Origin of the sequence: Streptomyces rubellus, assembly GCF_036323805.1 — a bacterium.
GTDB lineage: Bacteria > Actinomycetota > Actinomycetes > Streptomycetales > Streptomycetaceae > Streptomyces.
This window is the reverse complement of record NZ_JAZDCX010000005.1, coordinates 124,521-139,252: the sequence shown is the minus strand read 5'-3', so window position 1 is coordinate 139,252 and position 14,732 is coordinate 124,521. Positions and strand designations below refer to the sequence as shown.

General features: G+C 73.6%; 12 protein-coding genes. 7 read left to right on the top strand and 5 right to left on the bottom strand.

Annotated features, from left to right (window positions below; translation table 11 throughout):
• Positions 1-4 precede the first annotated feature (4 nt).
• Positions 5-622, bottom strand: coding sequence for a TetR/AcrR family transcriptional regulator (locus V1L54_RS07705; protein WP_330117136.1), 618 nt, complete (start codon positions 620-622; stop codon positions 5-7).
• A gap of 180 nt (positions 623-802) precedes the next feature.
• Here V1L54_RS07705 and V1L54_RS07700 point away from each other — a divergent pair, with 180 nt between their 5' ends.
• The gene (locus V1L54_RS07700) at positions 803-2,014 is read left to right on the top strand and encodes a pyridoxal phosphate-dependent aminotransferase (protein WP_330117135.1); all 1,212 of its coding nucleotides are present in this window, start codon (positions 803-805) and stop codon (positions 2,012-2,014) included.
• A 124-nt stretch (positions 2,015-2,138) separates the two neighbouring features.
• Positions 2,139-2,561, top strand: a complete 423-nt coding sequence (locus tag V1L54_RS07695) for an SCO4983 family protein (protein WP_330117134.1) — start codon at positions 2,139-2,141, stop codon at positions 2,559-2,561.
• Positions 2,562-2,650: 89 nt separating this feature from the next.
• Here V1L54_RS07695 and V1L54_RS07690 read toward each other — a convergent pair whose 3' ends face one another.
• The gene (locus tag V1L54_RS07690) at positions 2,651-4,486 is read right to left on the bottom strand and encodes a phosphoenolpyruvate carboxykinase (GTP) (RefSeq protein ID WP_330117133.1); all 1,836 of its coding nucleotides are present in this window, start codon (positions 4,484-4,486) and stop codon (positions 2,651-2,653) included.
• Between the two features lie 254 nt (positions 4,487-4,740).
• On the opposite strand from V1L54_RS07690, the gene trhA reads away from it, so the two are divergent.
• Positions 4,741-5,439, top strand: coding sequence for a PAQR family membrane homeostasis protein TrhA (trhA, locus tag V1L54_RS07685; protein WP_330117132.1), 699 nt, complete (start codon positions 4,741-4,743; stop codon positions 5,437-5,439).
• A 42-nt stretch (positions 5,440-5,481) separates the two neighbouring features.
• Here trhA and V1L54_RS07680 read toward each other — a convergent pair whose 3' ends face one another.
• Together V1L54_RS07680 and V1L54_RS07675 are read right to left on the bottom strand one after the other, a co-directional pair.
• Positions 5,482-7,098, bottom strand: coding sequence for an N-acyl-D-amino-acid deacylase family protein (locus V1L54_RS07680; protein WP_330117131.1), 1,617 nt, complete (start codon positions 7,096-7,098; stop codon positions 5,482-5,484).
• Between the two features lie 13 nt (positions 7,099-7,111).
• Positions 7,112-8,443: an amino acid deaminase gene (locus tag V1L54_RS07675; RefSeq protein WP_330117130.1), complete on the bottom strand. Its 1,332-nt coding sequence runs from the start codon at positions 8,441-8,443 to the stop codon at positions 7,112-7,114.
• Between the two features lie 154 nt (positions 8,444-8,597).
• Here V1L54_RS07675 and V1L54_RS07670 point away from each other — a divergent pair, with 154 nt between their 5' ends.
• From V1L54_RS07670 to V1L54_RS07655, 4 genes are all read left to right on the top strand, one after another.
• A complete protein-coding gene (locus tag V1L54_RS07670; protein WP_330117129.1) occupies positions 8,598-9,674 on the top strand; it encodes a sugar kinase in 1,077 nt (358 codons plus the stop codon).
• Positions 9,675-9,677: 3 nt separating this feature from the next.
• The gene (locus tag V1L54_RS07665; RefSeq protein ID WP_330117128.1) at positions 9,678-10,466 is read left to right on the top strand and encodes an IclR family transcriptional regulator; all 789 of its coding nucleotides are present in this window, start codon (positions 9,678-9,680) and stop codon (positions 10,464-10,466) included.
• The gene (locus V1L54_RS07660; RefSeq protein WP_330117127.1) at positions 10,463-10,894 is read left to right on the top strand and encodes a RidA family protein; all 432 of its coding nucleotides are present in this window, start codon (positions 10,463-10,465) and stop codon (positions 10,892-10,894) included. Before V1L54_RS07665 ends, V1L54_RS07660 begins: the two co-directional genes overlap by 4 nt.
• Before the next feature lie 119 nt (positions 10,895-11,013).
• Complete coding sequence (locus V1L54_RS07655; RefSeq protein ID WP_330117126.1) at positions 11,014-12,378, top strand: Nramp family divalent metal transporter; 1,365 nt, start codon at positions 11,014-11,016, stop codon at positions 12,376-12,378.
• 91 nt (positions 12,379-12,469) lie between these two features.
• Here the strand turns inward: V1L54_RS07655 and V1L54_RS07650 are convergent, their stop codons facing one another.
• Positions 12,470-14,257, bottom strand: coding sequence for a chitinase (locus V1L54_RS07650; protein WP_443076529.1), 1,788 nt, complete (start codon positions 14,255-14,257; stop codon positions 12,470-12,472).
• Between the last annotated feature and the right edge of the window lie 475 nt (positions 14,258-14,732).

Genomic DNA, 14,732 nt, shown 5'->3' with positions numbered 1-14,732 from the left:
CCGCTCACAGCGGGAGGCCGCGTTCCAGTAAGTCGAGGGCGCGGCCGACCTGCTCGGCCAGGTCTCCCGGCATGTCGTTCTCCACCCAGTGGAGCATCGCCTCGGTCAGGCCCCCCAGCATCGCGGTCGTGGCGACCCGCAGCGCCAGATCGCCCTCCGGCCGCCCGGTCCGCTCCGACAGCACCTCGCGCAGCCGCCGGCCGGTGGTCTCGGTGTGCTCGGCCAGCCGGGCGCGGACGGCCGGCACGTCGCGGATCAGGCGGGCGCGCAGGTACATCTCGGACGGGTCCGTCCGGTAGGCCTCGCCGACCGTCGAGTACAGCGCCTCCCGCACGGCCCGCACCGGGGGCTCGTCGGCCGGCCGGCCGCGCAGCGCCGCCACGGTGACCGGGTCGTGCCCGTCGGCGAGCACGATGTCCTCCTTGGTCGGGAAGTACCGGAAGACGGTGCTCGGCGAGACCTCCGCGGCCTCGGCGATCTGGTCGACGGGGGTGGAGTCGTAGCCCTGTTCGGCGAAGAGCCGGTACGCGGCCTGCCGTATCGCCTGACGGGTGCGGATCTTCTTCCGCTCCCGGAGCCCGAGCTTGGGTGCGGAAGGGGACGAGGTGCGTGCGGGGGCCATGCCGGTGATTCTCGGACACCGGTCCGCGGCGGCGCCACGTTTCCGCCGGTATCGGAGACATTCGGGCAGGTGACGGGTGCTTGCCGGGCATCCGGCGGGCACGGGCGCGCTCCGGTGCGCGTCACCCGCGTGGGGAAGAACACGCGGCGCCGCGGGTGAGGCGCCCGTAGAGTGACCGGTATGCAGGTGATCCAGTCGACGAAGCTCGCCAATGTCTGCTACGAGATCCGGGGCCCGGTACTCGAGGAGGCCATGCGGCTGGAGGCGGCGGGTCACCGCATCCTCAAGCTCAACACCGGCAATCCCGCGCCCTTCGGGTTCGAGTGCCCGCCGGAGATCCTCGAGGACATGCTGCGCAACGTCGGGTCGGCGCACGGCTACGGCGACGCCAAGGGCCTGCCGGCCGCCCGGCGCGCGGTGATGCAGTACTACCAGACCAAGGGCATCGACCTCGACATGGAGGACATCTACCTCGGCAACGGCGCCTCCGAGCTGATCCAGATGGCCATGCAGGCGCTGCTGGACGACGGCGACGAGGTGCTCGTGCCGGCGCCGGACTACCCGCTGTGGACGGCCGCGGTCTCCCTGTCGGGCGGCACCGCCGTGCACTACCGCTGCGACGAGCAGGCCGACTGGATGCCCGACCTCGTCGACATAGAGCGCAAGGTGACCGACCGCACCAAGGCGATCGTGGTCATCAACCCCAACAACCCCACCGGGGCCGTCTACGACGACGAGCTGCTGCGCGGTCTGACGGACATCGCCCGCCGGCACAACCTGATCGTCTACTCCGACGAGATCTACGACAAGATCCTCTACGACGGCGCCACCCACACCCCCACCGCCGCCCTCGCCCCGGACCTGCTCACCGTCACCTTCAACGGGCTCTCCAAGTCCTACCGGGTGGCCGGCTACCGCAGCGGCTGGATGGCCGTGTGCGGGCCGAAGGCGCACGCCGCCAGCTACATCGAGGGCCTGACGATCCTGGCGAACATGCGGCTGTGCGCCAACATGCCCGCCCAGTACACGGTGGCCGCCGCCCTGGGCGGCCGGCAGTCGATCAACGACCTGGTGCTGCCCGGCGGGCGGCTGCTGGAGCAGCGCGACGCCGCGTACGAGCTGCTCACCGCCATCCCGGGGGTGACCTGTGTGAAGCCCCGGGGCGCGCTGTACCTCTTCCCGCGGCTGGACCCCAAGGTCTACAAGGTCAAGGACGACCGGCAACTGGTCCTCGACCTGCTGCGGGCGGAGAAGATCATGGTCGTGCACGGCACGGGCTTCAACTGGCCCGAGCCCGACCACTTCCGCATCGTCACCCTGCCGGCCGTGCAGGACCTGGCCGACGCGGTGCGGCGGATCGGGGACTTCTTGGACGGCTACGGCCAGTACTGAGGGGCGCACGGACGAGGGACGCCGGAAAAGGCGCCGGAAAAACTGACGGAGTGTCCTGCGGCGGCGGTAACTTTAGACAGTGTCCAAGTTAGGATGGTCTCCTGAAAACGCCAGGAGGCCATCCATGTACGAACCGATTCGCACACCGTCGGTCCACACCATGGCCGAGCAGGCCGGGACCGGGCGCGGTCTTCCCCGCCGCTCCCGCGCGGAGGAGCTGGACAACCGGCTCGCCGGGCAGCTGACCGCGCTGCTGACCGTGACCGACGAGCTCCGCGTCCTCACCCCCCACCCGGCGCTGGACGCGGCCGCGCGGCGGCTGGAGGGCGAGGTCACCCGGCTGTGCGGCCGGCCGCCCCTGCGGGCCACCCCGTCCGCCGCCACGGCCGACGCGGCCCGTACGGCGGCCCTCCACCAGCGGGCCCACAACCTCGCCGGGCAGGCGCTGGTGGTGGCCACCTCCCGGGCGAACAAGGAGGCGGCCGAGCTGGCCGCCGAGCGCATGGCGGCGCACTCCCGGGCGCTCGGCCTGGCCGAGGCCGGCTGACCGGGGACCGGACCGGCGGGCCCGTACGCCCGCCGCCCCGCCGCACACGGTGCCGTGCGCGGCGGGGCGGCGGAAGCGGCGGGCCGGGCTCAGCCCAGCCGCTCGACCAGGGCGCGGTACTCGTCCCACAGCTCCTTCGGCGTGTGGTCGCCGAAGGTGTTCAGGTGCTCGGGGATGAGCGCCGCCTCCTCGCGCCAGACCTCCCGGTCCACGGTCAGCAGCAGGTCCAGGTCCTCCTCGGACAGCTCCAGCCCGGCGGTGTCCAGGGCCTCCCGCGTCGGGACGGTGCCGATGGGGGTCGCCACGCCCTCGGCCTCGCCGTTCAGCCGGCCGACGATCCACTTCAGCACCCGGCTGTTCTCGCCGAAGCCCGGCCACACGAACTCGCCCGCGTCGTTCTTGCGGAACCAGTTCACGTAGTAGATCCTCGGCAGCTTCTCCGGGTCCGTCTTCCGTCCGACCTCGAGCCAGTGGCCCATGTAGTCGCCCATGTTGTAGCCGCAGAACGGCAGCATGGCGAACGGGTCGCGGCGCAGCTCGCCGACCCGGCCCTCGGCCGCCGCGGTCTTCTCCGAGGCCACGTTGGCGCCGAGGAAGACGCCGTGCTGCCAGTCGAAGGACTCCGTCACCAGCGGCACCGCGCTCGCCCGGCGGCCGCCGAAGAGGATCGCCGAGATCGGCACGCCCCTGGGGTCCTCCCACTCCGGGGCGATGATCGGGCACTGCGCGGCCGGCACGGTGAAGCGGGCGTTGGGGTGGGCGGCCGGGGTGCCGGACTCCGGTGTCCAGTCGTCGCCCCGCCAGTCGGTCAGACGGGCCGGGGGCTCCTCCGTCATGCCCTCCCACCACACGTCGCCGTCGTCGGTGAGGGCGACGTTGGTGAAGATCGCGTTGCCCCACAGGGTCTTCATCGCGTTGGCGTTGGTGTGCTCGCCGGTTCCCGGCGCCACCCCGAAGAAGCCCGCCTCGGGGTTGATCGCGTAGAGGCGGCCGTCCTCGCCGAAGCGCATCCAGGCGATGTCGTCGCCGATGGTCTCGACCGTCCAGCCGGGGATGCTCGGCTCCAGCATCGCCAGGTTGGTCTTGCCGCAGGCGCTGGGGAAGGCCGCGGCCACGTACTTCGACTCCCCCCGGGGCGGGGTGAGCTTGAGGATCAGCATGTGCTCGGCCAGCCAGCCCTCGTCGCGCGCCATCACCGAGGCGATGCGCAGGGCGTAGCACTTCTTGCCCAGCAGGGCGTTGCCGCCGTAGCCCGAGCCGTAGGACCAGATCTCCCGGGTCTCGGGGAAGTGGGAGATGTACTTGGTGGAGTTGCACGGCCACGGGACGTCGGCCTGCCCGGGCTCCAGCGGGGCGCCCACGCTGTGCACCGCCTTCACGAACGCCCCGTCCTCGCCCAGCTCCTCCAGCACGGCGCTGCCCATGCGGGTCATCGTCCGCATGGAGACGGCCACGTAGGCGGAGTCGGTGAGCTCCACGCCCAGCGCGGAGAGGGGGGAGCCGAGGGGGCCCATGCAGAAGGGGACGACGTACATCGTGCGGCCGCGCATGCAGCCGCGGAAGACGCCGCCCTGCCCGCCGGCGCCGGTGAAGATCTCCCGCATCTCGGCGGGGGCCATCCAGTTGTTGGTGGGGCCGGCGTCCTCCTCCTTCTCGGAGCAGATGAACGTCCGGTCCTCCACCCGCGCCACATCGCCCGGGTCGGAGGCGGCGTGGTACGAGTGGGGACGTTTGACCGGGTCCAGCTCGGTGAAGGTGCCCTTCTCGACCAGTTCCCGGCACAGCCGGTCGTACTCCGCCTCCGAGCCGTCGCACCAGACGACGCGGTCGGGCTGGGTGAGGGCGGCGATCTCGTCGACCCAGGCGGTCAGTTCCCTGTGCCGGGTCGGGGTGGTGTTGCCGGGAGCCGCAGTACTGCGCGCCACGATCGCTCCAGAGGTTGAGGGTTTTCCGTTGTCGTGGTGGACATGACGGACACCGCACATGTATCCGTCTCTCATGTCCGCATCTCAGCCGTGGCCCCTTGGGGGCTGCGGTCCGGACGCCGCGGCATGCTCATCCGGTACCGACTACGCTCATTTGATACTCCGCTTTCGGAGTGCTCCTGTCCAGACGGGCAGGCCGTGAGCAACGCCACGGCATAGCGGCAACCTACGATCACGTAGGTACGATGAGACGTATGACCGCCGCAGCTCCCGATGACACAGGAACCCTCGACCAGGCCGCGGACCGGGCCGCCCAGTACCTCAAACCCCGGCTGCGGGGCTGGCTGCACGCCGGGATGTTCCCGGCCGTGCTGGTCTCCGGCGTCTTCCTGACCGCGTTCGCGGAGACCGCGCGGGGACGCGCCGCCTGCGCGGTCTACACGCTGACCGCCTGTCTGCTGTTCGGCGTCAGCGCCCTGTACCACCGCGGGGACTGGGGTCCGCGCGCCGAGGCGGTGCTCCGCCGCCTGGACCACGCGAACATCTTCCTGATCATCGCGGGCACCTACACCCCGCTGACGATCCTGCTGGTCCCCGGCGGCCGCGGTCAGCTGCTGCTGTGGGGCATCTGGGCCGCCGCCGTCGCCGGGATCGTCTTCCGGGTCTTCTGGGTGGGCGCGCCCCGCTGGCTCTACACCCCCTGCTACATCGCGATGGGCTGGGCCGCGGTGTTCTTCCTCCCCGACTTCCTGCGCACGGGCGGGGTCGCCGTGCTGGTGTGCGTGGTCGCCGGCGGGCTGCTCTACAGCGCGGGCGGGATCGTCTACGGCATCAAGCGGCCGAACCCGTCACCGCGCTGGTTCGGCTTCCACGAGGTCTTCCACTCCCTCACCCTGGCCGCCTTCGCGTTCCACTACGTGGGGATCTCGCTGGTGGCCTACAACGCGACCTGACCGGAACCGGCCGCCGGGAGCGGGCGGCCGGCGGGCGGCGGGTCAGCGGCCGCCGCCGGACCACCCGGCGCGCCGCACCGAGCGGCCCGGCAGCGCGTCGGTACGGCGGCCGCCGTCGATCACGAACCGGCCGTCGACCAGGACGTACGGGATGCCCACCGGGAGCCTGCGCGGCTCGGCGAACGTCGCGCCCGCCGCCACCGTCTCCGGGTCGAACAGCACCAGGTCGGCCCGGTACCCCTCGCGCACCAGCCCCCGGTCCGGCAGCCGCAGCCGGGCGGCGGGCCGCCCGGTCAGACGCGCCACGCACTCCTGGAGCGACAGCACCCCCAGTTCCCGCACATAGCGGCCCAGATAGTGCGGGAAGGTGCCGTACGCCCGCGGGTGCGGCCGGTCGCCGACGAGGATGCCGTCGCTGCCGCCGGTGTGGACCCGGTGCCGCATGATCGCCCGGACGTTCTCCTCGTGCCCCACGTGCTGGAGCACCGTGGTGCCCAGCCGGTCGGCCAGCAGCAGGCGCCGGGCCACCGCGAACGGCTCCTCGCCGCGCTCGGCCGCCGACCGCGCCACCGTCCGGCCCGTGTACCCGGCCAGTGCCGGATCGGCGGTGCCGGAGACCTCCACGGTGTCCCAGTCGACGGGCACACCGTGGCAGCCGTCCGAGCCCTCCACCTCCATCGCGTACCGGACGCGTTCGCACACCCCGTCGTCCCGCAGCCGCGCCAGGACCGCCTCGGGGCCGCCCGCGCAGGCCCAGCCGGGCAGCAGCGCGGCCAGTGTGGTGCAGCCGGCCAGGTAGGGATAGCTGTCCAGCGTCACGTCCACCCCGTCGGCCAGTGCCGCGTCCAGCAGCGCCAGCAGTTCGGGCGCCCGGCCCGCGTTGCCGGGGAAGTTCAGGGTGGCGTGCGCCAGGTGCAGGGCGCAGCCCGAGGCGCGGGCGACCGCCACCATCTGCGCGTATGCCTCCAGCGCGCCCGCGCCGTAGGAGCGGTGGTGCGGGCAGTGGTAGCCGCCGTACGCGGCCACCGTCCGGCACAGCCCGGTCAACTCGGCGTCGTCGGCGTACCGGCCCGGGGAGTACGTCAGCCCCGAGGACATGCCCACCGCGCCCTGCGCCAGCCCCTCGGCGACCAGGCGCCGCATGCGGCGCAGCTCCCCGGCCGTGGCGGGCCGGTCCTCCCAGCCGACGGCCATCGCCCGCACCGTGCCGTGCGGGACGAGGTAGGCGGCGTTGACGGCGGTGCCGGCGTCGAGGCGGTCCAGGTACTCCCCGACGCTCCGCCAGGTGAACTCCACGTCCGAGCCGTCCCCGTTCCAGCCGGTGACCGTCCGCCGCACCTGGTCCAGGGTGCGGTCGTCCACGGGCGCGTACGACAGTCCGTCCTGGCCGATCACCTCCAGCGTCACGCCCTGGGCGGCCTTCGCGGAGTGGTCGGGGTCGCTCAGCAGCGCCAGGTCGCTGTGCGCGTGCATGTCGACGAAGCCGGGCGCCAGGACCAGGCCGGCGGCGTCCAGGACGCGCCGGCCCCCGGGGCGCGGCGGGCCGTCCCCGGGCCGGTGCAGCACCGCGATCCGGCCGCCGGCGATGCCGGCGTCGGCCCGGAAGAGGGGCGCGCCGGTGCCGTCGGCGACGGTCGCGCCGCGCAGGACGAGATCCATCCGCGGGCCCGGCTCAGAAGAAGGTGCGGACGAAGTCGGTGACCGTGCCGTCCGCCCCGGTCACCGGGATCAGCTGCCAGCGGTCGAAGACCGTGCAGGGGTGGGACAGGCCCAGCGCCACCCAGTCGCCCACCTCCAGCCCGCTGGCCGGCCCGCCGTCCGGACCCGCTTCCGGGCCGACGGTGACGAAGGCGTGCTGGTCGGAGAGCTTCACCACCTCCAGCCCCGCCGCGCCGCGCTCGGTGCCGTCCGGGGTGCGGACGGCCACCGGCTGGGGCAGGCCCAGATCGTAGGAGGCGTCCCGCTTGCCCGCGTTGAGGAACGCCAGATGCGGCTCGGGCCGGGAGACCACCTGCGCCCACAGCCGGAACGCGGGCCGCAGCGACCCCTCGCCGGGCACCCGGTTGAACGGGGTCAGCCGCCGGTAGTGGCCGTCGTCGTGGGAGACGTACGCGCCCGAGCGCAGCAGCCGCAGCACCGGCCGGGACAGCTCCGGCAGGGCCGCGAACTCCTCGGCCACCACGTCGAACCAGGCGCTGCCGCCCGCGCTCACCACGATCTCCTCGTCCGCCCCGAGGGAGGCGAAGCGGCCCGCCGCGTCCAGGTGGGCGGCCAGCGCCGTCAGGGAGCGCAGCCAGGCCCGCACCCGGCCGGCGTCGGCGTCCGGCACCTCGCCCTCGTAGCCGGCGACCCCCACCAGCCGCAGCGCCGGGGAGGCGGCCACCGCCTCGGCGACCCGGGCCGCCTGCCCGGCGGTACGGACCCCGGTGCGGCCGCCGGGCACCCCGAGCTCGACCACGACGTCCAGGGGAGGGGCGCCCGGCACGCCGCCCAGCGCGGTGCCCATCAGCTCCACCCCGCGCACCGAGTCCACGTAGCAGACGAAGCGCACCCCGGGGTCGGCCGCCCGCTCACCGGCCAGCCAGCGCAGCGCGGCGGCGTCCACCACCTCGTTGGCCAGGAAGATCCGCCGCACCCCGAAGGCCCGGCAGACCCGGGCCTGCCAGGGCACCGCCACCGTGACGCCCCAGGCGCCCAGGTCCAGCTGCCGCCGGAAGAGCCGCGGGGACATCGAGGTCTTGCCGTGCGGGGCGAAGGCCAGACCGTGCCGGGCGCAGAACTCCGCCAGGTGCCGCAGGTTGTGCTCCAGGGCATCGGCCGAGAGGGTCAGCAGCGGGGTGGTGAAGCCGCCGGTGAACACGGAGCGCCGCTGGGCGGCGAGCTCGCCCACGGTCAGCCCGGCCGCGTCCGGGGGCAGGCTCTTGAAGCGGTGGTCGACCCGCTCCCCGGCGAGGGCCGCGACCGGGTCGGGAACGGGGGAGACGGGGGTGGGCTCGGCGGTCATGGGGCCTCCGGGTGCCGTGGCGGGAACGCCGATGGGAGCGTCCGCTGTTGCATTGTGTGCAACGGTCGTTGCGTGATGTGCTCAAGGCTGTCTAGCATCCCGGCGAACACCCGGTCAACGGCAGCCCAGGAGCAGTCCAGGAACGGAGCCGGCCATGACGCAGCCCCCCGCCGGCGCCCCCGCCGGCGCCCCGGCCGATGCCGTCTGCCTGGGGGAGACCATGGCGGTCCTCCGGCCCGACGGCCCCGGCGGTCTCGCCGGCGCGGCCCGTTTCGCCTGCGGGGTCGGCGGGGCCGAGTCCAACGTCGCGTGCCTGCTGGCCCGTGCCGGGCACCGGGTCCGATGGGTGAGCCGGCTGGGCGCCGACGGCCTCGGCGACCGGGTGCTGGCCGAGCTCGCCGCCCACGGGGTCGACGTCTCCGCGGTCCGGCGTGATCCGCACCGCCCCACCGGCGTGTACTTCCGCACCGCCGGAAGCGGCGGACCCGGCCCCGGTGACGGACCGGCCGAGGTGCTGTACCACCGCGCCGGCTCGGCCGCCTCCGCCATGTCCCCGGACACCGTCGACCGCGCCACGGCGTACTCCGGCCGGGTGCTCCACCTCAGCGGGATCACCGCGGCCCTCTCCGACTCCTGCCGTGCCCTGCTGACGGAGCTGACCGGGCCCCGGCCCGGGCGTCCTCTGCTGTCCTTCGACGTCAACCACCGTCCGGCCCTGTGGCGGGGCGGGGACCCCGCCGTACCGGCCGCGCTCGCCCGCCGCTGCGACCTGGTCTTCGTCGGGGCGGACGAGGCGCGGGAGGCCTGGGGGGTGACCGATCCCGGGCGGCTGCGGCTCCTGCTGCCCGAGCCGGCCGTCCTGGTGGTCAAGGACAGCGGCCGGGACGCGACGGCGTACACCGCGGACGGCGAGTTCCGGGTACCGGCCCCGTCCGTGGCGGTCACCGACCCCGTCGGCGCCGGGGACGCGTTCGCGGCCGGATTCCTCTCGGCGACCCTGCGCGGACTGCCCGTCCCGCTGCGGCTGCGGCACGGCCACCTGACGGCCGCCGCCGTGCTCACCGCAGCCGGGGACTTCGCCGAACCGCCCGCCCGCGCCCTCGCCGACCGGCTGGCCGCCCTCGACGACGAGACCTGGGCCCGGCTGCGGCTCGCCCCCGGCTGGACGGCGGACGGCGGCCGGGAGCCGGGCCCGGGCCCGGTCCCGGGCCCGGAAACACGGAAGGGCTGACCCGTGAGCCAGAGCGTCGACCGGGCACTGAGCATCCTGCCGCTGCTGGCCCGGGGGCCGGCCGGCCTGGAACAGGTCGCCCGGGAGCTGGACGTCCACAAGTCCACCGCCCTGCGCCTGCTGCGCACCCTCCACGGCCACGGCCTGGTCTACCGCCAGCCCGACCAGCGCTACCGGCTGGGGGCGCGGCTGTTCGCCCTCGCGCAGGAGGCGGTGGAGAACCTCGACGTGCGCGCCGTCGCCCGCCCCCGGCTGATGGAGCTGAACGCGGCCTGCGGGCACACCGTCCATCTGGCCGTCCGGCAGGAGGACGAGGTCGTCTACGTCGACAAGGTCGAGAGCCGCTACCCGGTACGGATGTACTCGCGGGTCGGCCGGCCGGTGGCGATCACCGTCGCCGCCGTCGCCAAGGTGCTGCTGGCCGACCTCCCCGAGCCCGAGCGGCGGGCCCTGGCCGAGCGGCTCGACTACCCCCGCCACACCGCCCGCTCCACGAAGGACGCCGCCGCCTACCTGGCGGAGCTGGCCCGGGTGCGCGAGCAGGGCTGGGCCACCGACCTCGGCGGCCACGAGGAGACGATCAACTGCGTGGCCGCGCCCGTACGGGGCGCGGACGGCCGGGCCGTCGCCGCGCTGTCCGTCTCCGCGCCCGGTGCCGTCGCCGGCGCCGAGGAGCTGATACGCCTGGTGCCGCTGGTACGCCGCACGGCGGAGGCCGTCGGCGCCGAGTACTCCGGCCGGGACCCCGGCACCGGCACCCGCACCACGAGCCCGACAGGAGAGCGGCATTGAGCGACACCCCCGGCAGGACCGCGAAGACCGCGGTGACCCCGCCCACCCACACCACCCCGCCCGCCCGGTTCTCGCACGGCCTGCGCAAGGGGAACCTCCTCCAGGTGGCCGGGCAGGTCGGTTTCCTGCCCACCGGCCCCGGGCGGCCGCCCGCCCCGGCCGGACCGACGCTGCGCGAGCAGACCGCGCAGACCCTGGCCAATGTCGGGGCGGTCCTGACCGAGGGCGGCGCGAGCTGGGAGGACGTGGTGATGGTCCGGGTCTACCTCACCGACACCGCCCACTTCGCCGAGTTCAACGAGCTCTACGACGCCCATCTGGCGGAGTGTCTCGCCGACGGCTCGGCGCCCCCGGCCCGTACCACCGTCTACGTCGGACTGCCCGCCGGGCTGCTGGTGGAGATCGACGCCCTGGCGGTCCTGGGCTGACGGGCCGTCAAACCCGTCCGTCAGCCCCGCCCTCACACCGTCCGGTGCCCTCTTGTGCCCGGCGGCACGGCGCTGTTGTATGCGCCACGCCGGTCACCGGGACGAGACGGAGGTCACACATGACCAGTACGGGTGAGACGGACGGGACGGGCGGGACGGACAGCGCGGAACGGCGGACCGCGGCGGGCGCGCCCGGGGAACCCCCGGCCGGGCAGCCCCCCGGGCGGCGGACGAGCTGGCGGCTCATCGGGCCCGGCATCGTGGCGGCGGCCACCGGGGTCGGCGCCGGCGACCTGGTGGCGACCCTCGTCGCGGGCGGCAGGTTCGGCCACACCCTGCTGTGGGCGGCCGTCGTGGGCTGTCTGGTGAAGATCGCGCTGGCCGAGGCGACCGGCCGGTGGCACCTGGCCACCGGCCGGACGATCTTCGACGGCTGGCGCGGCCTGGGCTCCTGGACCACGGGCTACTTCGCGGTCTACGTCGTCGTCTGGGGCTTCGTCTACGGTGCCGCCGCCATGTCCTCCAGCGCGCTGCCGCTGGTCGCACTCTTCCCCGACTCGCTGTCCCTGCGCACCTGGGCCATCCTGTGCGGGCTGGCGGGGCTGGCGTTCGTCTGGTTCAACCGGTACGCGGCCGTCGAGAAGACCATGATGGTCTTCGTCGGGGTGATGTTCGTGATCGTCGTCTATGTGGCGGTCCGGGCCGCCCCCGACCTCGGTGCCACCCTCGCCGGGCTGCTGCCCGTCCTGCCGGACGGCTCGCTGGTCTACACCCTCGGACTGGTCGGCGGGGTCGGCGGGACGATCACCATGGCCGCCTACGGCTACTGGATCAACGCCAAGGGCTGGACCGACAGCGGCTGGATGCGCATGATGCGGCTCGACAACCGGGTCGCGTACCTCACCACCGGCGTCTTCGTCGTGGCGATGCTGATCGTCGGGGCCGAGCTGCTGCACGCCACCGGCACCGCCGTCGGCTCCGGCGGACAGGGGCTGCTGGACCTGGGCGGGGTACTGGAGGACCGGTTCGGCACCGTCACCGCCAAGCTCTTCCTGGTGGGCTTCTTCGCCGCCTCCTTCTCCTCGATCGTGGGCGTCTGGCACGGCGTCAGCCTGCTGTTCGCGGACTTCGTGGAGCGCACCCGGGCCGCCCGGGCGCAGGGCACCGGCTCCGAGCCGCCGGTGCTGGAGATCGCCCGCGGGCGGCGCGAGCGGTCCCGGCCGTTCCGCGGCTATCTGCTGTGGCTGACGTTCCCGCCCATGAGCCTGCTGTGGCTGGACGAGCCGGTCGGGCTGGTCATCGCCTACGGGGTGCTGGGCGCCTTCTTCATGCCCTTCCTGGCCGGGACCCTGCTGTGGCTGCTGAACTCCGACCGCACCCCGCGCGCGTGGCGCAACGGTCCGGTCAGCAATGTCTCACTGGCGGTGGCGGGGCTGCTCTTCGTCGTCCTGTGCGTGCAGGAGCTGCGCGAGCTCCCCTGGTAGACGGGAGGGCGCGGTGGCGGGAACGGGGGCGGGCCCGGTCCACCGGACCGGGCCCGCCCCGCACCCCCCCCTCGCGGTGCCGCCGGATCCCCTACGGCAGCGCGTGGACGTGCGGGCCGACCGTGTCCGACCACCGGTCGCCGTTGAGGGCGTCCCAGTTGGTGGACCAGGTCATGGCGCCGCGGATGCCCGGGTAGGTCCGCGCGGGCTTGAACGAGCCGCAGTTCGTGCCCCGGGCCAGGCAGTCCAGCGCGGCGTTCACCACGGACGGGTCGACGTAACCGGAGCCCGCGCCCCGCGGGGAGGCGGGGGTGCCGATGCCCACCTGGGACGGGTCGAGGCCGCCCTCGAGCTGGATGCAGGCCAGCGCGGTGAGGAAGTCCACCGAGCCCTGCGAGTACACCTTGCCGTCGCAGCCCAGCATCGAACCGCTGTTGTAGTACTGCATGTTGACGACGGTGAGGATGTCCTTCAGGTTGAGCGCCAGCTTGAAGTACTCCGTCGACGTGGACTGCATGTCGATCGTCTGCGGGGCCATCGTGAGCACCATGCCCGGCCCGGCCTTCGCCGACAGCGAGCGGATCGCCTCCGTGAGGGAGGCGGAGTCGATGCCGTGTTCGAGGTCGATGTCCACCCCGTCGAACCCGTACTCCGTCATCAGCCGGTGGGCGCTGTCGGCGAAGCGCGCGGCGGAGGCGGCGTCGTTGACGGTGACGTTGCCCTTCTCGCCGCCCACCGAGATGATCACCTTCTTGCCCTCGGCCTGCTTGGCGGCGATGTCGTCCTTGAACTCCTGGACCGAGCCGTAGCCGAGGGCCGGGTCGAGGTTGAAGGTGATCTCGCCCGGGCTGGCCGTGGAGTCGGCGAAGGAGACGGCGATGATGTCGTACTGGTCCTGCACGTCGCGGAGCTTCTGCACGGTGGCGCCGTTGTCGAAGTTCTGCCAGTAGCCCGTCACGGCGTGCTCGGGCACGTCCGCGCCGGGTCCGTCGCCGCCGGTCTCGCCGCCGGTGGTGGCGGTCACGGGGGCGGAGCGGGCCGACTCGCCCGCGCCGTTGACCGCGCTGACGGCGAACTCGTAGGAGGTGGCGGGCGCCAGCCCGGTCACGGTCGCCGAGGTGCCGGAGACGGAGAGGACCTTCCGCCCGTCCCGGTGGACGTGGTAGCCGGTGGCGCCGGTGACGGCGTCCCAGTTCAGGGTGACCGAGGACGGGCCGGCCGGGGCGGCGGTCAGCCCACCGGGCACGGCCGGGGGCTCCGGCTCGGGATCGGGGCCGCCCGGGTCGCCGCCGCCGTCCCCGTCCCCGGCGCCGGGTCCGGTGAGCAGGACGTCGTCGACGTGGTAGGCGCCCTGGCCGTACCAGCCGTGGGTGTGCACGGTGACCGAGGTGGTGTCCGGGCCGGTGGTGAAGGACGTCCGCAGCCGCTCCCAGTCGGAGGCGCCCGGGGTCCAGGTGGACACGTCGGTGGTGCCGGTGCCCGAGACGCCGAGGTGGACGTAGGGGCCCCGCACCCAGGCGCTCAGCCGGTACTCGGAGTCCGGCAGCACGGTGACGGTCCGGGAGCAGCGGGCGTTGTCGCTGTTCGTGGGGACCGCGCGCAGTGCCGCCGTACCGCCGTGCACCGGGGAGCCGGTGACCGAACCGCTGCCGGCGGAGCAGGTCCAGCCGTCCAGTCCGGACTCGAAGCCCGGGTTGTCCAGCAGGTTCGGCTCGGCGGCCCCGGCGCTGCCGGTCAGGCCGCCGAACGCCACCGCGCCGGCCGCCAGCGCGGCCGTGCCGAGCGCCGCGACGAGCCGCGTACGGACGCCCTTCCGCCGTGCCCGTCCGGACGGCCCGCCTCGCGCGCTTCCGCGGTCTCTTCGCGTCGTGCCTTCCACTTGCTGCCTCCGTGCGTTGGGGGATGAGGGCGCGTGGGGAGACGGTGGCCACCGTGCTGACCCGGAAGAATGGTTCAGACCAATGGGCATGTCAAGGGGAGCCGCCCGGCGCGGGCGTCCGGTGCGGAGCGCGGGGCGGGTGCGCTCCGTAATCCGGGCCGCTTTTCCGATTCGGCTCCGCTGCCGGGTGCGGGGCGCCCGGCAGCGGTTGTGTAATTTCGTCCTTCAACTTTCCGTCCGGTGCCGTGGACCGGCCGGGAAAACCGCGTTCGCGACCATGATCAAAGGTTGCGAAACCATCAAAACGCCCGGCAATCTGTCACTGCTTGCCCGTGTTTGACGGTGTGTCGGCAGCGACCGCACGTCCCCTGGTTCCCGGTAAGTGTTCTCTGCCGGGTAAAGCGTCGATAGGCTGCTGAGTCGGCAGGACCGGCCGGACTCCACAGGGCAGAGCAGTACCGCAGAAAAGTTCTTG